17 protein-coding genes and 1 pseudogene are annotated in these 19,269 nt (G+C 37.6%); 10 read left to right on the top strand and 8 right to left on the bottom strand.

What is annotated here, in order from left to right; genetic code table 11:
• Positions 1-54 precede the first annotated feature (54 nt).
• From ACFFIX_RS17120 to ACFFIX_RS17140, 5 genes are all read right to left on the bottom strand, one after another.
• The gene (locus tag ACFFIX_RS17120; protein WP_378936120.1) at positions 55-1,074 is read right to left on the bottom strand and encodes a MupG family TIM beta-alpha barrel fold protein; all 1,020 of its coding nucleotides are present in this window, start codon (positions 1,072-1,074) and stop codon (positions 55-57) included.
• Complete coding sequence (locus ACFFIX_RS17125; protein ID WP_378936122.1) at positions 1,071-2,432, bottom strand: PTS transporter subunit EIIC; 1,362 nt, start codon at positions 2,430-2,432, stop codon at positions 1,071-1,073. Before ACFFIX_RS17125 ends, ACFFIX_RS17120 begins: the two co-directional genes overlap by 4 nt.
• Positions 2,433-2,731: 299 nt before the next feature.
• Positions 2,732-3,583, bottom strand: coding sequence for a MurR/RpiR family transcriptional regulator (locus ACFFIX_RS17130; protein ID WP_378936124.1), 852 nt, complete (start codon positions 3,581-3,583; stop codon positions 2,732-2,734).
• 14 nt (positions 3,584-3,597) lie between these two features.
• The gene (murQ, locus tag ACFFIX_RS17135) at positions 3,598-4,506 is read right to left on the bottom strand and encodes an N-acetylmuramic acid 6-phosphate etherase (protein WP_378936126.1); all 909 of its coding nucleotides are present in this window, start codon (positions 4,504-4,506) and stop codon (positions 3,598-3,600) included.
• Positions 4,507-4,612: 106 nt separating this feature from the next.
• Entirely contained in the window at positions 4,613-5,479 is an 867-nt protein-coding gene (locus ACFFIX_RS17140; protein ID WP_378936128.1) for a Cof-type HAD-IIB family hydrolase, read from the bottom strand.
• A 287-nt stretch (positions 5,480-5,766) separates the two neighbouring features.
• Here ACFFIX_RS17140 and ACFFIX_RS17145 point away from each other — a divergent pair, with 287 nt between their 5' ends.
• Together ACFFIX_RS17145 and ACFFIX_RS17150 are read left to right on the top strand one after the other, a co-directional pair.
• Complete coding sequence (locus ACFFIX_RS17145; RefSeq protein ID WP_378936130.1) at positions 5,767-6,459, top strand: response regulator transcription factor; 693 nt, start codon at positions 5,767-5,769, stop codon at positions 6,457-6,459.
• A complete protein-coding gene (locus ACFFIX_RS17150) occupies positions 6,437-8,641 on the top strand; it encodes a sensor histidine kinase (protein ID WP_378936132.1) in 2,205 nt (734 codons plus the stop codon). The genes ACFFIX_RS17145 and ACFFIX_RS17150 overlap by 23 nt, the downstream gene beginning before the upstream one ends.
• Positions 8,642-8,684: 43 nt before the next feature.
• Here the strand turns inward: ACFFIX_RS17150 and ACFFIX_RS17155 are convergent, their stop codons facing one another.
• Complete coding sequence (locus tag ACFFIX_RS17155) at positions 8,685-9,635, bottom strand: DMT family transporter (protein WP_378936134.1); 951 nt, start codon at positions 9,633-9,635, stop codon at positions 8,685-8,687.
• A gap of 209 nt (positions 9,636-9,844) precedes the next feature.
• On the opposite strand from ACFFIX_RS17155, the gene purU reads away from it, so the two are divergent.
• Complete coding sequence (purU, locus tag ACFFIX_RS17160; protein WP_378936136.1) at positions 9,845-10,747, top strand: formyltetrahydrofolate deformylase; 903 nt, start codon at positions 9,845-9,847, stop codon at positions 10,745-10,747.
• Positions 10,748-10,875: 128 nt separating this feature from the next.
• On the top strand, positions 10,876-11,199 hold the full coding sequence (locus ACFFIX_RS17165) for an ArsR/SmtB family transcription factor (RefSeq protein ID WP_378936138.1): 324 nt from the start codon (positions 10,876-10,878) through the stop codon (positions 11,197-11,199).
• 156 nt (positions 11,200-11,355) lie between these two features.
• Here the strand turns inward: ACFFIX_RS17165 and ACFFIX_RS17170 are convergent, their stop codons facing one another.
• Both ACFFIX_RS17170 and ACFFIX_RS17175 read right to left on the bottom strand, forming a co-directional pair.
• Positions 11,356-12,705 (bottom strand): GntP family permease, encoded by a 1,350-nt coding sequence (locus ACFFIX_RS17170; RefSeq protein WP_378936140.1) that lies wholly within the window; start codon positions 12,703-12,705, stop codon positions 11,356-11,358.
• A 251-nt stretch (positions 12,706-12,956) separates the two neighbouring features.
• Positions 12,957-13,802 carry a MurR/RpiR family transcriptional regulator gene (locus tag ACFFIX_RS17175; RefSeq protein WP_378936142.1) on the bottom strand — a complete coding sequence of 282 codons (846 nt, stop codon included), beginning with the start codon at positions 13,800-13,802 and terminating at the stop codon, positions 12,957-12,959.
• Between the two features lie 189 nt (positions 13,803-13,991).
• On the opposite strand from ACFFIX_RS17175, the gene gnd reads away from it, so the two are divergent.
• The 6 genes and pseudogenes from gnd to desB all read left to right on the top strand — a co-directional run bounded on the left by gnd (position 13,992) and on the right by desB (position 19,140).
• On the top strand, positions 13,992-14,888 hold the full coding sequence (gene gnd / locus ACFFIX_RS17180; RefSeq protein WP_378936144.1) for a phosphogluconate dehydrogenase (NAD(+)-dependent, decarboxylating): 897 nt from the start codon (positions 13,992-13,994) through the stop codon (positions 14,886-14,888).
• 53 nt (positions 14,889-14,941) lie between these two features.
• Entirely contained in the window at positions 14,942-16,480 is a 1,539-nt protein-coding gene (gene gntK / locus ACFFIX_RS17185; protein ID WP_378936146.1) for a gluconokinase, read from the top strand.
• Between the two features lie 281 nt (positions 16,481-16,761).
• Positions 16,762-16,992, top strand: coding sequence for a hypothetical protein (locus tag ACFFIX_RS17190; RefSeq protein WP_378936148.1), 231 nt, complete (start codon positions 16,762-16,764; stop codon positions 16,990-16,992).
• 4 nt (positions 16,993-16,996) lie between these two features.
• Positions 16,997-17,341, top strand: a pseudogene (locus tag ACFFIX_RS17195) (transketolase); the annotation flags it as partial.
• Positions 17,342-17,354: 13 nt separating this feature from the next.
• Positions 17,355-17,516 (top strand): transketolase-like TK C-terminal-containing protein, encoded by a 162-nt coding sequence (locus tag ACFFIX_RS27970; protein ID WP_446686113.1) that lies wholly within the window; start codon positions 17,355-17,357, stop codon positions 17,514-17,516.
• Between the two features lie 520 nt (positions 17,517-18,036).
• Positions 18,037-19,140, top strand: coding sequence for a Delta(10) desaturase DesB (desB, locus tag ACFFIX_RS17200; protein ID WP_378936150.1), 1,104 nt, complete (start codon positions 18,037-18,039; stop codon positions 19,138-19,140).
• Positions 19,141-19,269: the final 129 nt, after the last annotated feature.

The following is a 19,269-nucleotide window of genomic DNA, read 5'->3' on the forward strand; positions in this document are numbered from 1 at the left end:
TAGACAAAAAACGTGTGAACAAATTTGTTCACACGTTTTTTTTATTACATACTTTCAATTCTCTACACAGTTAAGATAAACATCCTGCCCAGGTTGGAGCAGTGCAAGGAGTGGCAAGTCTTCTGGAATGACACGTCCAATTACATTCACACGTTCGTCAGCGGGAAGATCTTGTAGTGTTATGGAAACTTCACCACAATACCGTCCATAAAGGTCATTATCCATCGTAAGAGTTCCGACGGGGCGTTCAACTGTAGTGCTTTGAAGAATGCTCTCAGTGCTTCTCGTGTTCATTAAGCGTAGAACATCACGGGCGAAATCAGGACGAGGCCTATAACGTCCAGTTTTGAGAACAGAGGACTGAATTCGTATTGGCAAAATCTTGTCTTGTTCAAATTGTATTAGTTGATTTAGCAATTCTTCACCAGAATCTGGATCGCCGATATAAATATCCTCAATGCCCATTTGACAAAGTTCTATAGCTGCTACAAATGGATCAATTCTACGATGTTTTTCGAGTGTCGGAAGTCCTTCGAAAAGCGGACCACGTTTTTCGCCACGACCAGGAACATAAGCACAAATCGGAATATTGTGTTGCTTGTACAAGTTGTTTTGTTTTTGAAAAAAGGAATCAGCAAGACCGGTTTCTCTGCGCGGGTAAAAGTTATGCCAGGCTATGAGACGGTCAGCTACTAATCCACTTTCTAGTAAGGTTAGTAGTTCACTTTCTAAGATGATGCTAGCGTTGAGTGCAATACGGAACTGCTTTGATAAGTTAACGATCACATCATGATCAAAAAAATCATCAAGCCGTAAACCAACAACACCAAGGGATGATAAATCTTCTAAACGTCGTAGGCCTAGGTGGGATGGAGTCTTCAAAGAGACATCCGCAAAAACTTCAATCTCGTTCTCTTTTGCCACCTGTAGCAATTTTTTTGCACGAGTTGCTAAATCGCCTGTTTCTTCAGGAATGTGAAGCGAGGTAAACGCCCGCTTCACTCCTTTTTTACTTGCTTCAATAATTCGGTTTTCCGCAAGAGGATCATTTAAATAAAAGGAAATTCCTATCAATCGAATTCACTCGCCATCTCATCTTTAAATCCGAATAAATAAGTGAAGATAAATCCAGCAATATAGGCAATTAGAACACCTACTAAATACAAAAGAACTTCTCCAGTATTTACAAGGAATGCTAGAGGCAATCCGGAAACGCCAACAGCGATTGTTGCGATATTAAAGTAGGCTTGGAAAGCACCAGCAACTCCAGCGCCAAGACATGCAGTTAAGAATGGGCGACCAAGCGGTAAAGTAACACCGAAAATCAACGGCTCCCCAATGCCGAGAATACCTGATGGAAGTGCACCACCAATTGCACGTTTTAATCTAGTCTTTTTCGTTTTCATATAAATGGCAAAGGCTGCTCCGACTTGCCCTGCTCCACCCATTGCTAAAATCGGAAGAAGTGGGTCATCACCAATTGTATTGATTAATTCAAGGTGAACTGGAGTTAAACCTTGGTGCAATCCTGTTACAACAAGCGGTAAGAACGTTGCACCTAGTACAAAACCTGCAAAAATGCCACCTACATCTAAAACTGCAAGCAGCCCCTGAGTGATTCCCTCCGAAATAAATCCACCAATTGGCATGAATACAATATATGTCATAATTCCTGTAACTAAAAGGGCGATTGTTGGTGTCACAATAATATCCAGTGACTGTGGAACAAAACGACGTACTCGTTTTTCGACAATTGCCATGAAAATAGCTGCTAAAAGAACACCGATTAATCCGCCACGACCTGGCAATAATTCTTCTCCGAAAAGACTAATCGTTGCTACCTGGGGATTAATAATTAATATACCTGCCAAACCACCAAGTGCAGGTGAGCCGCCAAACTCTTTTGCGGCGTTAATTCCGACTAAGATCCCAAGATAGGCAAACAATCCGCCTCCGATAACAGTTAAGATTATCGCCAATTGTGAATCTGCTGGTAGCCAACCCGCTTGAATAACTGCCTTTGAGATCCCAGTTATTAATCCAGAAGCTACAAGAGCTGGAATTAACGGAATGAAGATGCTTGCAATTTTTCTCAGAAAGAGCTTAAAAGGTGTTGAATTCTTTTTCTTCAATTCGGACTTTTTAGTCGCTGCTCTTTCTTCTAAGTTAATACCTCCTGAGGAATCTATTAATTTACCAAACTCTTCAGTCACTTTATTTACTTTTCCTGGACCTATAATGATTTGTAACGTTTCTTCTTCAACAACACCTAAGACGCCATCAATCTTTTTTAATGCGTCTTTTTTGACAAGTGATTCGTCTATGGGTGTAACACGTAATCGGGTCATACAATGTGTGAAAGAAGCGATATTTTCGGCTCCTCCAAGTTGTTCTAGGATGTCTTTTGCTAAAGCTTGATTTACATTTGCCATCTCTTTTTCCCCCTTTTTATAATATCAACAGTATTTATATAATTTTAGACTTAGTATGCGTTTCGCAAGTCCAGCTCCGACGCACAGGACGTGCTAGTGCAGTCAATGCGACAAGGACGTCGCGTCTTGACTGCCAGCGCCTAGACCCTCGAGGTCATAAGTCAATTCTAAATTGAAGGCAAAGAACGCCTTCTATTTAGAATCGTCTTATGCTTGTCGGGTCTGAACAAGGCGCTTGCGCTTTTTTATTTCCTTCCATTGCTTTCTAGCAGAAGAAAGCGCTTTTAAAAATTTTTATATCAGTTATTCTTTATAAAGTTAATCGCTTCTCGTGTTTTATCAATGTAATCAACCGTTTTTCCATACTGTTCAGTTGCCATGCATAAAAATAAAATGTCGATCATATAAAGCTGTGCAAGGCGTGAAGCGGTGGCAGCGCTTCGAAAAGGAGCCTCAGCTGAGTAGGAGGTAAACAAGCTAATATCTGTTAGCGAACTTACCTTTGACTGACCATATTTAGTTAAACTAATCGTTTTAACACCGCGTTCCTTAGCTAAAGATAAAACCTTTATGACTTCGGGTGTTTCTCCAGAAAAGGAGATACCAAACACCACATCATCTTGCTCTGCGTTTGCAATCAATGTTGCGACAAGGTGAGCATCTGTGAAAGCTGTCGCTCCTTTGTTAATTCGAAGAAATTTTTGTTGTGCGTCCATTGCAATGATATGTGAGGCGCCAATACCAAAAAGATGAACATTCTTTGCTTCAAGAAGGGTCTTGACTGCACGTTCTAATTCTTGATAATTTATGATCTCTTGAGAGTCTAATAAACTTTGGATGCTGTTGCTTGTTGTCTTTTGTACAATGGAATAAAATGATTCGTCAGGTGTAATGTCTCGGTAGCCTTGCTCAGCAGGCTTGACGAGGTCACCAACGATTCTTACCTTTAAATCCTGAAATCCTTTTAATCCCAATGATTTGCAGAGCCTAATAACTGCAGCACTGCTCGTGTTTGCATGTGCCCCTAACTCTCCAGCTGTACAATCGACTGCATCATGAGGATGCTCCAAGATCCAAGTTGCAATTTTACGTTCAGATGCTGGAAGTTGTGCAAGCATATTTTGAATCATTTTAAGTCCACCAGTTGACAAATTAACTCCCACCTTTATCCTTTTACAAGTTCAATAGCTTTTCGTACATATCCATCAGCTTCATTTAACAATTTAGTTGCCTCTGCGTAGGTTGTGTCTAATTTAATCATAACAATTGATGCTTTCACTTCATTTTGTGCGCTTTCAAGAGTTAGTTTTGACTGATTATAAGAAGCACTAGTAATTTTTGAGATAATATTAATCGCGCGTTCTTTTAATTTATGATTGCTAATGCTTACATCAACCATTAAGTTTTCATATGCTTTACCAAGTTGAATCATAGAGGAAGTAGAGATCATATTCAAAATCATTTTATGTGCCGTAGCTGCTTTTAACCTTGTCGACCCTGTTAATACTTCTGGTCCAACAATTACTTCGATACTGTGGTCAGCTTCTTTACTAATCAGTGCATTCTCATTACAAGATAGTGCAACCGTTTTTGCACCGATTTCACGTGCGTACTTTAGTGCACCAATTACATAGGGAGTGCGTCCACTCGCGGCAATTCCAATCACTGTGTCGTTTGCAGTTAAATGAATGAGTTTTAAATCTTCTTCACCAAGCTCATCTCTATCTTCAGCACCTTCAACGGCCTTTACAAATGCCTTTTCTCCACCAGCCATCAATCCTTGTACCATGTTGAAATCAGTGCCAAACGTAGGTGGACATTCTACAGCATCAAGAACCCCAAGTCTTCCACTTGTTCCAGCACCAACATAGATAAGACGACCACCCCTTTTAAAAGATTCATACGTAAACTTAACGGCCACCTCAACGTCAGCAAGAACATCTTGAACAGCTAGCGCTACTTTTTGATCCTCATCATTCATCATTTTCAAAATGTCCTTGGTGTTTGCAGTATCAATTTGCAAGGTTTGTTGATTACGTGACTCAGTTGTTAGGGAAGTTAAATTTTGCTCCATTATAAATTGTCCTCCTGTTGTTTATCAAAAGTTCCTCTGTTAAGGACTAGTATAAAGGGTTTAAAATAATATTTCAATATTTGTTTTTGTTTATTAAAATATAATTTCAATATCTAGGCAGTAAGTACTTGCGAATTGCTTTTGCAACGCCTGCTTCTTCATTTGTTTCGGTGATTGTATTAGCAGCCTGTTTGACTTCATCAGGAGCATTTCCCATTGCGATGCCAAGACCAGCTTCTTTGAGCATTGCTAAGTCATTATAATTATCACCAATTGCGGCTACTTCTGACAAAGAAAGGCCTAATCGACCTACAAGCTTTAATAAAGCAAATGCCTTTGTAACGCCAGAAGCAGTTATTTCTAGGTTCGCATAATCGAAGCTAGTGCTTATTTCAAAATCAGAGGAGTATGGTTTTAATTCGCTAGAAAAAGGATGTAGGTTATTATTTTCATGGAAAACAGCTACTTTTGTAATTTCGGGCTGATTGTCCTTAACATACAATGGGAAGTCCTCAACTAGCTTAACTTGGCATTGATTGCGATAGTTCTCGCAATTTGTTAAGTTTCCTCCTGAAAATTGAAGGCATGGAATGTTATTTTCAATCCAACTCTTATTCCACTTATTTTCTTCTGGGACTAGAATAGTGTCTCCCTCATACAGATGTGCGTATGCACCATAAGCGTTGCACAAATTTAAAAAGGTTAGGATTGATTCCTGTTTAAATATAAATTTTTCAAGTATTTTTCCATCGGCTTCCTGAAGAACAGCACCATTGAATGAAATAATTGCATCGTCTAACCCGATCGTTTCGGCTATCCACCTTGTAGAAAGGGGAGAACGTCCACTGCAAATAACAATCTTTCCTCCTTTCTTTTTATAATCGTGAAGCGCCCGAACATTTTCTTGATCAATTTCCTTTTCTCTATTTAACAGAGTTCCATCCAAGTCTACTGCTAGTAAGGAATATTCCATTTTTAACTACCTCCAATTTTCATCACCATTAGTCTGTTTCCTGATAGTAGATTGTTAATATATATGTCCATAAACACGCAAAATGATTAATTATTTTATGTTAATTATATTTTTTATGAAATTATATTTCAACTAGTTTGATTCGGAGAGATTTTTCAATCATGAATCGTATTAATTAAATGATTATCTTAAGAGAATCTTAAGAAATTTACCAAGTCGTTCTTAAGAGTTTTCATTTACAATCAGGATAATTCTTGAAATACTTTTGAAAGGAGAGTGAGAAACCGATGGATCAGTTTTTTGTATTAGTAGTTGATGATGAAAAAGAAATAGTAGATGCGATTGAAATTTATTTAAAAAATGAAGGAATCACTGTTATAAAGGCGAAAGACGGCGTTGAAGCAATTGAAAAACTAAATGAACACCAAATCCACTTAATTATTTTAGACGTCATGATGCCGAGACTAGATGGTATTTCAACAACATTTAAAATACGTCAGGATAAAAACATCCCAATTATTATTCTAAGTGCCAAAAGTGAGGACACCGATAAAATACTAGGTCTTCAAGTAGGGGCCGATGACTATGTGACAAAACCCTTCAACCCACTTGAACTAATTGCCCGTGTGAAGTCGCAGCTTAGAAGGTACGTGAATTTAGGTACATATGAGGGTCGAAAGAAAATGATTGATTTGAACGGTCTTACTTTGGATCAAGCAGCTAAAGAAGTGGCAGTAAATGGTGATGCTATTAAGTTAACCCCAATAGAATACAAAATTGTTGCATTTTTGATGACCAATGCTGGTCACGTGTTCTCCATTAGTGAAATCTACGAGAGAGTATGGAAGGAACCATGCTACAACGCTGAAAATACAGTCGCAGTTCACATTCGTAAAATTCGCGAAAAGATTGAAATTGATCCAAAGAATCCTAGATTTTTAAAGGTGGTATGGGGAATTGGCTACAAAATGGAGAAGTAGGATTGCGATTGGTGCATGGATTTTACTATTGACCTATGGATTAAGTGGAATTATTACTGCAATTTCTAGTGGAAGTGATTATGTAGAAAGTGATTATTTCCACACAGAACAGTTCGAAAGTGAGCTAAATCAATTTATAGAATACCTTACTCTATTTGAATTAAATGAAATAAGCAAAGATGAAGCAAAAAAGAAGATAATAGTTACAACTGAGGATATAGAGGAGCACCGCTACAGATATGGTGATTTATCAGAACAAATTACCACCATTAAGGATCAATATGAACAGAGGATTCAAGATGCAAAAGCAGCAGGAAATGAGGAAGTAGTAGAAACGTATACGACTGAAAGAGACAAAAAAATCAAGGATATTACAGCTAACTTTTCTAGTGATGACCATATCAGTGCAAAGATTATCAAAGAAAAAGAGATAGCAATTGATGAATACTTTGTTGAGATAGAAGGCTATCGTTCATACTTTGAAGAATACAAATCAGCTTTTATTTATTATTTAAAGGATACAAAAACAGGAGAAGTGTATACAAACTTAGAGAACAAAGATGAGAACGGAGTAAAAGAGGCTTTTGAGGATAAGCGGGTATTATTAAGTATAAGTTATCCATCAGCGCAGTATGAATTTGGCAACTATTCTTCTATAGACCTAAGCACCTTACCGGAAATGAGTGCGGAACCTGCAAGTTATGAAGGGGAAATCGCGATACCAAAATCTGCATCTGAGACAAGTAGTCTTGTGGCTAATTTTCATTATCATCAACAAAAACAAGATCGATTTATCTTCTATATGATAAGTAGTTTTTTCACTCTTTTCACTTGTTTCTTTTTTGCGAAAAGAAGATCAATTCTTTCCCATTTTGTAGATGTAAATAGGCAGCACCGATACAATCGGTTACCAGTTGATGTGGGGATTATTGGTTTCGGGTTTGTAGCATGCGCTAGCTTATTCTTATTGTTAGTAGCGGGGGATCAATTTCTTAATGTAAATGACAGTCTTTTTAGTACGTTAATTAAATTTTCATTAAGATTAGTGATTGCATCTGTTTCTGTCGCACTTTCAATCATTCTTGGGAAGCTTTTATTTAATAAGATGAAAGAATCGAGTTTTAGATCGGAGTGGCAAACTAGCTTCATTTTTAAAGGGATTCAAAATATTGGAGACGTTTTTATTAATAGACGACTAGGGACTCAAGTGCTGCTGTTGTTAATAATTGTTTTTGCTATAGGAGCGGGTGCAATAATTGTACTCATTAATCCTGATCTCATCATTTTCTATGCGCCTCTTTGCTTCTTGATAGGTCTGCCAATCTTATGGATGATCGTGAAAAATACTGGCTACTTTAATCGCATCGTGATAAACACAACCGAACTCGCACATGGAAACTTCGAACCTGATATCTCAGTTGAAGGGAAATCCGCCTTAGCCACCTTAGCAAATAATGTGAATACGTTAAAGCATGGTGTAAAAAAATCTCAAAAAGATCGAGCAAAAAGCGAACGTTTAAAAACTGAGCTTATCACGAATGTTAGTCACGACTTACGGACACCCTTAACGTCAATCATCACCTATACAGAGCTGCTGAAAACACCAGATTTAACAGTTGAAGATCGAGAAGCCTATATTGAAATCATCGACCGTAAATCAAAACGTCTGAAAATGCTCATTGATGATTTATTCGTAGCCTCTAAAATGGCGAGTGGGAATATTGAACTAGTTAAAGAGAGAGTAGATATTGTCCAGTTATTGCAGCAATCAGTAGCTGAATATAATGAAACAATTAAGGAATCCACTTTGGACTTTAGACTGATCAATCCCGATACACCTGTCTATGCGATTGTTGATGGTCAGAAGTTTTGGAGAGTATTTGAGAATCTGATTGGAAATATTCTTAAATATTCGCTAGAAAACACGAGAGTTTATCTTTCTGTCCAATCAATTGAGGGTAAAGTGGTCATTATTTTCAAAAATGTCACCAAATATGAACTTAGTGAAAACATTGATGAACTTTTTGAACGATTTAAACGAGGGGACACCTCTAGGCATACAGATGGGTCTGGGCTTGGACTTGCGATTGCCAAATCGATTGTCGATCTTCATGAAGGTAGTCTTGATATTGCAGTAGATGGAGATTTATTTAAGGTCACGATAACATTGAATAAAGAATAAAGAGGATGGTCAGTTTCTGACCATCCTTTAGAGTGTTTTGTCATTATACAGATGAAGAATTTGACATTTCTATATTTTCTCGCTTTCGTCTGTTAGCTCGAAGCATTTCCTCAAAAGCACCAGAACCGAAAATAACACCAATAAGAATCAGGATAAATCCTAGAATTTGTGTAAGAGTTATCACTTCATTAAGGAAAATAGCTGCGCCAATTAATGCGAAAAAGGGATTTAGGTTAATGAAAATGGAAGCTTCAGCAGCGCCAACTTTTCCTACTGCAGCATTATAAATCATATGACCAAGGGCAGTCGCAATGATCGCTGATGCAAAAAAGATGGCCCATATACTAACAGAGCCAGTTGTCATACTTTTTAAACCCTCTGGCTCAAGGAATAAACTAAGAATAAATAAGAAAACCGAACCAAGAACCAACATGTATCCAGTTAATAGGCGGGGATCTAGAGTTTTTGCTGCCTTTTTAATCACGATAAAGCTTGCTCCTTGAAATAATGCAGATAAAAAAATATGTAAATCCCCGATTGATATACCTCCACCAATGCCCCGATTATTGAAAACGATGATTGAAACACCAACGAGTCCTAATACAATTCCCAAAAAGCGAATCAAAGTAACTTTTGCATTTAATAAAAAAATTGATAAGATCGTTGTAATTAACGGGATCAAGCCTAAGATAAGTCCACCGTTTGAAGCGGTTGTTTCGGAAAGTCCAACTGACAAATAATAGTGATGTCCGACTACTCCTAATAATCCACCAAGGATGATGTACTGAAACTCCTTTTTTGAAGGTAAACGTATTTGTTTCAAAAAAAATAAAATAATAAATACACTGACTCCTGCGATGAAAATCCGGAACGCGGTCATCGTAACAGGTAAGAAACTTGTCACTAGCATTTTTGTGGCAATTACATTAAATCCCCAGACAATCATGATCAAGAATAAAATGATGTAAATGTGCTTCTTGTTGGTATTCTCCACTCTTTCCACTTCTTTCTTTGATCCGTAATTTAGATACCCTAGATTAGCAAAAAAGCGAATTATGTTTTGCTAAAAGGAACGTTTCCAACTATTATAATGGAAAGTAATCATAAAAACAGTATTTGGAAGAAGAGTTTGTTTTTAAATTCTTCCTGTCATTTTAAAAATTTTTAGGTATAATGTGTAGCAAAACGAAATGAGGGATTATAATGAAAAACGAAATACAAGAACGGATTGAGTTCTTTCAAAGGAGTCAACAAAGTCGAGGCCGACTGCTTATAAATTGTCCTGATCAACCAGGTATTGTTACAGCGGTATCTCAATTTCTATTTGAGCAAGGTGCAAATATTATTGAATCAAGCCAATATTCAACGGATCCAAAAGGCGGAACATTTTTTATGCGCATTGAATTCGATTGTCCCGAACTTTCATTGAAAGAAGAAATTTTGAAAAATAATTTTCTACCGATTGCTGAAAAATTTATAATGAAGTGGAAATTTACGTTTGTGTATGATGTAAAAAAGACGGCTATTTTCGTATCAAAGGAACTTCATTGCTTGAGAGAACTGTTATGGGAATGGCAAAGTGGAGATTTAATGGCTGAAGTTGCGTTAGTCATTAGTAACCATGAGGACGCGAGGGAGACGGTTGAAGCTTTGGGTATTCCATTTTATTACATTCAAGCAAATAAGGAAAACCGAGCAGAAGCAGAATCTAAACAATTACAGCTACTCGAAGAATATGCAATTGATGTCGTTGTGTTAGCCCGTTATATGCAAATCTTAACACCAGAGTTTGTGAGCGCTCATCCAATTTCAATCATTAATATTCACCATTCGTTTTTACCAGCATTTGTTGGAGCAAGACCATATGAACGAGCATATCAACGCGGAGTAAAGTTAATCGGTGCGACTTCCCACTATGTGACCAATGAACTTGATGAGGGACCGATTATTGAGCAAGACATTATGCGTGTAGACCACAGGGATCAAATTGAATCCTTAAAGAAGATTGGTCGTTCAATCGAAAGAAGCGTCCTAGCTCGTGCGGTAAAATGGCACCTCGAGGATCGTATAATTGTTCATGGTAATAAAACAATTGTGTTTTCGTAGGTTTTTAACACAGTAAGTACAATTGATTTTAAGTATATCAATTTTAATTGATCAATCATTGACAAAGGCAAACTCCAGCTATAAACTAGTAATATCAATAAAATTTGATTAAAGAAAAGGTGTTTGCCATGAGCACAAACTTTAACATACACGATATTTCTTTAGAAAAATCGTTTGAGACATATGAAGCAAAATTTAAAGCACTTGCTGACAAAAAGAGACTCCAAATTATGAACATTTTAACTCAGCGTGGAGAGATGTGTGTATGTGATCTTGTTCCATTAGTCGATATGCCACAGTCAAAGTTGTCCTATCATCTAAAAATACTTCTTGATGCTAAAATTATCGTAAGAGAAACAAGAGGTACCTGGAGTTATTATCAGCTAAACTTGGAAGAGGTTAATCATTTATTATCCGAAGAGCTTTGTTGTTTGTTCAGACCAACTCGCTGATTAACTTTTATTGGAAATGTTCAATACCAAAAACCCAACCCTCTAATCGTGAGGTGTTGGGTTTCTTTGTGTGTAGTCACATTACAAGAAAGATAGGTAGTTTTGATTTCTAAATAAAGAGAGATGAACCACAAAGGCTCATCTCTCTTAAAAGTATTAAACAAACAAATCAAGAACTAATATCAACCCTAGTGCTACCACAGCAATGATTGTTTCCAATACAGTCCAAGTTTGCAATGTTTCTTTTACAGTCATGCCGAAGTATTCTTTAATCATCCAGAAGCCAGAATCGTTAACATGTGACAAAATAAGTGATCCTGCACCTGTTGCTAAAACAAGTAATTCTAAGTTTACGCCTGGGACAACAGCTGCGATTGGAGCAACAATACCTGCAGCAGTCATCATCGAAACTGTTGCAGAACCAGTCGCAACACGTATCATTGCCGCAATTCCCCAACCTAAGATAATAGGTGATACATTGGATCCTTCTGCTAATTCCGCAATATACTCACCAATACCAGAATCAAGTAACACTCGGTTAAATGCTCCACCGGCACCGATAACTAAAAGTATTGTTGCAGTGGGTGCCAAACAATCATTTGTGAATTTTAATACAGTGTCACGACTTAAACCACGGAAGAAACCTAGGCTAAAGAATGAATAAATCGTTGCAATTAATAGTGCAATTACAGGATCTCCTAAGAAACGGAACACGCCAAACGCAAGGCTCTCTTTTGGTAAGGTAAGCTCTGCGATAGAAGCTGATAGCATTAAGAAAACAGGGACTAAAACTGTAAATAATGTATTGAAGAAGCCTGGAAGTTCTTTCCCTTCTTTCTTCTCCGCAAGCTGATCGCCAATTTCTTTAGGAACTGTTTTGTGAATGCGTTTACCAATCCAATTACCATAAACAGGACCAGCAAGGATGGCTGTTGGGAGACCAACAATTAGTGAATAAAGAATGGTTAAACCTACGTCTGCTTGGAAAATTCCAACCGCTGCCATTGCTGCAGGATGCGGTGGTACAAGGCCATGGACAACTGAGAGACCTGCTACTAAAGGAACACCAATTTTAACGAGTGAAACACCAGTTTGACGTGCAATTGTAAATAATAATGGAATTAATAGAACAAATCCTACTTGGAAAAATACTGGAATACCTACGATGAATGCAACGAACATCATTGCCCAGTGAACATTTTTTTCACCAAAACGTGAAATTAACGTTTGAGCAATTCGCTCTGCTCCACCTGATTCTGCCATCATTTTACCTAACATCGTCCCAAGTGCTAAGACTATCGCTAAGAATCCTAGTGTATTACCCATACCAGTTTTAATCGAATCTACAATACCAGGATCTTCTGGTGAAGTGGTGAAGAGAGGCATGCCTGTTGCTAATCCAACCCCGATTGCCGTAACAATTAGTGCAACGAATGGGTTCAATTTTGCAACAGTTATAAGTAAAAGAAGTGCAATTATTGCTGCTAAAACAATTAATAATAACATTTTTTGTAACCTCCTATATTTATGAGTGTATATTTTTGAAAGCACTTTCATCCGGTGAATCGATTATATGAAAAAAATTTTCTTTTATCAACACATTTTTTCAAAAAAAATTTATTTATTTTTCGAGAAAGGGTCATTAGTCAAAAATATCTGGGATCATTTATTATAATTTATCCCAAAATCAAAAAAAAATTAGCGTTCTCCCTATTTGTTGGAGTCGGCTAATTATTTGGTAAGTTCATGAAATTCGGTTACATCCGTGTTTCGGAGATGGCACTTCTTACTTTTTTAAGAGATTTCTTTGCGCTCTCTTTATTTAGGATCATTAGGTTAACATATAATGCATCAATTAAACTAAGTTGGCCAATTCGTGAAGCCAATGCTTCTGACCGATATTCGGTTTCCTCTGAACTTGTATAGAGAGGAACACTTACCTTTTGGCCAATAGGCGATTTAGGAAAACCAGTGATTCCAATCGTTTTGACACCGTTTTCATTTAATGTGTTTAAAATACGGATCGTATCTTTATTCATCCCTGAATGAGAAATGACAATACCGACATCATTTTCCGTCAATTGGGAGGCTGCCATTAACTGAAAGTGAGAATCTAAAAAAGCGAAGGCCTTAATTCCCGTTCTAATAAACTTATGGTAGGCATCCATTGCAATCACAGCAGATCCACCAGTTCCATATAACTCTACCCTATTTGCACTGAGAATGAGTTCTACTGCTTTTTGAATTGAGTCGCCTTCTAGGATTTGCAAAGTATTTTCTAGTGTTCTAATATTCGACTTAAAGACCTTTTCAGCAACAGACTTTTCATTGTCTAATTCGTTAATTTCCTCATGTATCTGCTGAATTGGTGTCATAATTTCGGAAGCAAGAGCAATTTTCAAAGCTTGATACCCCTTGAAGCCCATACGCTTGCAAAACCTGAAGACAGTCGCGTCGGCAACATCAAGTTCCTCTGCTACCTCATTTATTGTATTATGAATAATTTTTTCAGGATTATCCAAGATATAAGTAGCGATCTTTTTCTCCTTATCACTTAATCTTGCATAATAAGATCGTATTTTTCCTAAGTTGTTAGTTGTCATGTGATATTCCCCTTTAAAAGAGTAAAGCTCTATCTGTATTGTCCGCTTACATAAAATTCAACCTGTTCTAAAAGAAGTATAGCATAAGTAATAAAAGAAAATAAATTCCTTGTAAACGATTGCAAAATGAAAAAAATTTCGTATAATAGATGTTACCATGAAAAAATATTTCAAAAGGGGCACTTAGTTATGAAAATTGGTATCATTGGATTAGGTAAAATGGGGTATAACCTCTCTTTAAATATAATGGAGCATAGCCATGAAGTTGTTGCAACAGATGTGAATATAGAAGCAGTTGAAAGTCTTTCCCAAGAGGGTGGAACGGGCGTTTCTTCTCTTTCAGAGGTTGTCGAAAAACTCCCAACTCCAAGAGTAGTATGGCTGATGGTTCCTGCAGGCGAAATCACAGAGAATGTCATCCAGGAATTAAAAAGTTTATTACAACCAGGAGATATTGTGATTGATGGTGGAAACTCTAATTATAAGGAGTCCAAACGACGAGCAGAAGAATTAATAGGACAGGGAATTTATTTCCTAGATGTAGGTACAAGTGGTGGGATGGAAGGTGCCCGAAATGGCGCTTGTACGATGATTGGCGGAAATAAGGAAGCTTTTCAAGTTGTGGAAAAGCTTTTCAAAGATATATGCGTTGAAAATGGCTATATGTATGCAGGTGAAAGTGGTAGCGGTCACTTTTTGAAGATGGTCCATAATGGAGTTGAGTATGGGATGATGCAATCCATTGCAGAAGGATTTGAGATATTAGAGAAAAGTTCATATGACTTCGATTACGAGAGTGTTGCTAGAGTCTGGAACAACGGATCAGTGATTCGTTCTTGGTTAATGGAACTTACAGAAAGTGCCTTCTCAAAGGATGCAAAGCTTTCAGGACTAAAGGGCGTTATGCAATCGTCAGGTGAAGGGAAATGGACTGTTGAAACAGCACTTGATCTTCAAACGGCAACTCCAGTCATTGCTCTATCATTAATGATGAGATACCGCTCATTAGAGGAAGACACATTCTCAGGAAAAGTAGTGGCAGCACTTCGGAATGAATTCGGCGGACACAGTGTTGTGAATAAGTAATAGGAAAGTGGTTGCTCTTCTTGTTTAGGAAGAGAGATGTTAGGAGGAATAAAATGAGCTCGAAATATGTAATCGGTGTTGATATTGGAACAACTAGTACGAAGTCTGTTCTTTTTTCCGTTAATGGTTCGATTATTACAAGCCATGGAATTGAATACCCTTTGTACTCACCGACACCAGACACAGCGGAACAAAACCCAGAAGAAATCTTTGAAGCTGTTGTTAAAACAATCAAGCAAGTAGTTCAAACAAGTAACGTTCAACCTAGTGACATTCTATGTGTATCTTTTAGTTCAGCGATGCATAGTGTTATTGCTGTTGATAAAGAGGGCAAGCCGTTATCAAAATGTATGACTTGGGCTGATAATAGAAGTTCTGAATGGGCTCAGAAAATTCTAAAAGAGATGGATGGACATAACATTTATCTCCGAACTGGAACGCCTATTCATCCAATGTCACCTCTTGTGAAGTTAACGTGGCTTCGAAACGAGCAACAAGAACTTTTTTCAAAGAGCTTTAAATTCATTTCGATTAAAGAGTATGTATTTTTTAAACTTTTTAAGCGGTATGTTATTGACTACTCCATTGCATCAGCAACTGGAATGTTCAATTTAGAAGCGCTAGATTGGGATGAAGAAGCGCTTCGTGTCGCAGGTGTTACAAAGGAACAACTATCACAACCTGTCACGACAACTTATAAGTTGACAGGACTAGACGAAACGTTTGCAAGAGAAATGAACTTAATTCCTTCTACCCCATTTGTGGTTGGAGCAAGTGATGGCGTATTATCCAACCTCGGCGTCAACGCAATTGAACCAGGAGTTGTAGCCGTCACGATTGGGACAAGCGGTGCGATCAGAACGGTAACAGATAAGCCTGTTACAGATCCGAAGGGAAGAATATTCTGTTACGCCTTAACAGAAAATCATTGGGTCATTGGTGGGCCAGTGAATAATGGAGGCATGATTTTCAGATGGGCACGTGATCAACTAGGCTCTTCAGAAATTGATGCTGCACATCGCTTAGGTAAAGATCCTTATGAATTGCTAACAGAGATGGCGGCAAGAGTGAATCCGGGTTCTGATGGTTTGCTTTTCCACCCATACTTGGCGGGAGAACGAGCTCCTTTATGGGACGCAAATGCTAGAGGCTCCTTTTTTGGACTTGGATTACATCATAAAAAGGAACACCTCATTCGTGCGGTTTTAGAAGGCGTCATCTTTAACTTATACACGGTTCTGCTTGCATTAGAGGAACTAATCGGTGAACCAAAGAAAATACAGGCTACAGGTGGATTTGCAAGATCAGAGCTTTGGAGACAAATGATGGCTGATATCTTTGACCAAGAGGTTTACGTTCCTGAAAGCTTTGAAAGTTCTTGCTTAGGAGCAGCAATACTTGGCTTATATTCCATAGGTGAAATTGAGTCATTAAATGTAGTCTCAGAAATGGTCGGTGCAAATATTAACCATAAGCCTAACAAAGAGAATGTACTAGTCTACAAAGAGTTAATTCCAATTTTCATTCGAATCTCTAGGTTATTAAAAGATGAATATGAGAATATCGCTGCATTTCAAAAGAAGATGATTTAATAACAAAAGAGGCATGGGGTGCCTCTTTTAAACTAGAATTTATATCAATTTTAGACTAAGCATGCGTTTCTGAATCCGGCTCCAGCGCCTAGCCCCGACGCACAGGACGTGCTAGTGCAGTTATAGCGACAGGACGTCGCGGTTGTAACTGCCTCGAGGTCATAAGTCAATTATAAATTGAAGGCAAAGAACGCCTTCTATTTATAATCGCCTTATACTTGTCGGGGCTGACCAAGGCGCTTGCGCTTTTTAATTAAAAAAATTTCTAAGAGAGGGATTCTATGAAAATAGGTGTTTTAGGAATTGATTCTATTGTAAGCTTTCAAACAATCTATGTTTCTCTATCCCAGCATGTTCTTAGAAATGGATGGGAAATGGAAGGACTTGGGTGGAATGCTAAAAATGGAGTGAACCACGTTTCTTTTAATGATACAACCATACTCAATTTGAAAAATGAACTTCGTTCTATGCTACGTCCTGTCTCTGAAGAGGTATTTAATCTAAAAATCTAGCGGGATAAAAGGTGAACTACCCGATAATCTAGACACGATCCTGCCAGCCTATGAAGGCGAACATGAAGCAGCAACACGTGCCACTTCTGGTGAAGTATTGTATCTTCTTGCAAATCATGTTCCACAGATCATCGGTGGCTCAGCTGATCTTGCTTCATCTACCAATTATAGTGGACGTAACCTCTGGTTCGGCGTTCGCAAATTTGGAATGGGAGCAGCAATGAATGGAATGGCTCTACATGGAGGATTAAAAGTTTTTGGAGCAACATTCTTCGTCTTTTCTGACTATTTAAGACCTGCGATTCGATTAGCAGCACTAATGAAATTACCAGTTATCTATGTACGCACGTCTTGCAATAGAAATGGGAGTTTCCTTAGGTTGGCATAAATATGTAGGGACTGAAGGGGATATCCTTGCAATTGATCAGTACGGTGCGTCCGCTCCAAAGGAAAAGATTTTACAAGAGTACGGATTTACAGTTGAGAATGTAATATCTAGGGTGAAAGCTCTTTTAATAAAATAGGAAAAACACCAAATGAGTGTAAGTGTTCACTAGAATGAAACACGAGCACTCATTTTTTTAAGTAAATTTTCAAAAACAGAATAAAAATGAACAACAAACCCCAGAGTTCAAGTAACAATAATCGTTCCAATCCGATCGCCCCTTGAAAGAGAAAAGCGAGTGAAAGCGCAAACCCCTCAAAATATTAACCCCTCTAATTTAAGAACAGTGAACGAAGACTCAGAGTAATCTAGTATCATTTGAGGACTTTTCTTTACTCCAGTGAAAAGCGAGGAAGATGTCTTTTACAATAGATCGGCATTTGGAATCAATTGTTAGTACCAGGTAATAATTATTAATTGCAATTCATTCTCTGTGCTGATACGATTGAACCTGTGGTAAAAAGGTTCATTTTAAGAAAGCGAAAAAAATGTTAAAAAAAAGTTAGTTTTTCTAGAAATTCGGGAAAAATAGATGTATCTAAATATGAGAAAGATTGGGAATTAGTAGAGATACTCTTTACTATGAAAGGAGTTACAACATGAAAGATCTTCATTCCTTTGGGTGGTACGCAGCTCGCATATCCCCTCATCTACCTAAAAAGGCATTTAAACCAGTACCAACACGTTTATGGGGTGGTCTAGCTTATTTACTTGTCGTTGTGGCTGGATTTTTAACGATAGGTTTATTCAGCTTTAACCCGTTTCTGTATTTAGGAATTGCGTTCATTATTGGAACTAGTTTTGCAGCAATGGGCTTTCTCGGACATGAAATTCTTCATGGTACGGTTGTAAGAAAGGCATGGCTACGTGATTTATTAGGTGCTATTGCATTTTGGCCGTTAACGACAGGTCCTATGTTGTGGAGAAAATGGCATAACTTAACACATCATGTTCATACACAGAATGATGAAAAAGATCCTGATGCTTGGCCTACATTGGAAAAATGGAAACGTTCACGTTTTCTACGTTGGATTTATAAACTGCCACATTCTTTCCGGGCATTTTCAAGCTTTGCATTATTAACTTTGATGTTTACAGCACATTCTACAAAATGTTTTGTGATGTATATAAAAGAATTCAATCCAAAAAATCAACCTAAAGTATGGATGCAGCTCATTTTACCATGGGTAACTTGGATTGGCTTGTTGTTCATTATGGGTCCTTTAAAATGGCTCTTCGCATTCTTCATCCCATTACTAATTGCCAACGCGATTGTAATGGGCTATATTTCAACAAATCATAGATTGAATCCAATGACTGAAGTGAATGATCCACTCGCAAACAGTTTGACGGTTACCGTTCCAAAATGGGTTGATGTTCTTCACTTTAATTTCTCATACCACACAGAGCATCACATTTTCCCAGGTATGAGTTCGAAGTATTATCCATTAGTTAAAGAACATATAAAAAAAGTGTGGCCTGAGCTTTATCATGAAATGCCGATGAGTAAGGCACTCGTTGCTCTTTGGAAAACACCTAGGATTTACTATCAAGGTAGTGAATTAATTGACCCTCATCAAGGACATCTTTATGGTTCTTTAGGAAATGGTCTTGATGTCGCAAACATTCAGTATCGAAAAGAACAACTGACAGAAAATGACGAAATACTAACAAAAGCTTTAAAAAATGGAAAAAACGTATAAAAGGAAGAGCTGACTCTTAGGATATAGAGTCAGCTCAGACTGTAGACAAACTCGATTTTATCGAGTTTGCCTACAGTCTTTTTTGTATTAAAATAGAAGTAATAAAAATCTTGAGGTGATGAATGATGC

It is taken from the genome of Metabacillus herbersteinensis (assembly GCF_042433335.1).
Classification (GTDB): Bacteria; Bacillota; Bacilli; order Bacillales; family Bacillaceae; genus Metabacillus; species Metabacillus herbersteinensis.

Bases quoted from the DNA above. Each gene is read 5' to 3' on its own strand.
- ACFFIX_RS27970 (WP_446686113.1), top strand. From the start codon at position 17,355: ATGGGAGTTTCCTTAGGTTGGCATAAATATGTAGGGACTGAAGGGGAT.
- ACFFIX_RS17190 (WP_378936148.1), top strand. From the start codon at position 16,762: ATGAAAATAGGTGTTTTAGGAATTGATTCTATTGTAAGCTTTCAAACA.
- ACFFIX_RS17125 (WP_378936122.1), bottom strand. From the start codon at position 2,432: ATGGCAAATGTAAATCAAGCTTTAGCAAAAGACATCCTAGAACAACTT.
- desB (WP_378936150.1), top strand. From the start codon at position 18,037: ATGAAAGATCTTCATTCCTTTGGGTGGTACGCAGCTCGCATATCCCCT.
- ACFFIX_RS17145 (WP_378936130.1), top strand. From the start codon at position 5,767: ATGGATCAGTTTTTTGTATTAGTAGTTGATGATGAAAAAGAAATAGTA.
- gntK (WP_378936146.1), top strand. From the start codon at position 14,942: ATGAGCTCGAAATATGTAATCGGTGTTGATATTGGAACAACTAGTACG.
- purU (WP_378936136.1), top strand. From the start codon at position 9,845: ATGAAAAACGAAATACAAGAACGGATTGAGTTCTTTCAAAGGAGTCAA.
- ACFFIX_RS17165 (WP_378936138.1), top strand. From the start codon at position 10,876: ATGAGCACAAACTTTAACATACACGATATTTCTTTAGAAAAATCGTTT.
- ACFFIX_RS17175 (WP_378936142.1), bottom strand. From the start codon at position 13,802: ATGACAACTAACAACTTAGGAAAAATACGATCTTATTATGCAAGATTA.
- murQ (WP_378936126.1), bottom strand. From the start codon at position 4,506: ATGGAGCAAAATTTAACTTCCCTAACAACTGAGTCACGTAATCAACAA.
- ACFFIX_RS17140 (WP_378936128.1), bottom strand. From the start codon at position 5,479: ATGGAATATTCCTTACTAGCAGTAGACTTGGATGGAACTCTGTTAAAT.
- ACFFIX_RS17170 (WP_378936140.1), bottom strand. From the start codon at position 12,705: ATGTTATTATTAATTGTTTTAGCAGCAATAATTGCACTTCTTTTACTT.
- gnd (WP_378936144.1), top strand. From the start codon at position 13,992: ATGAAAATTGGTATCATTGGATTAGGTAAAATGGGGTATAACCTCTCT.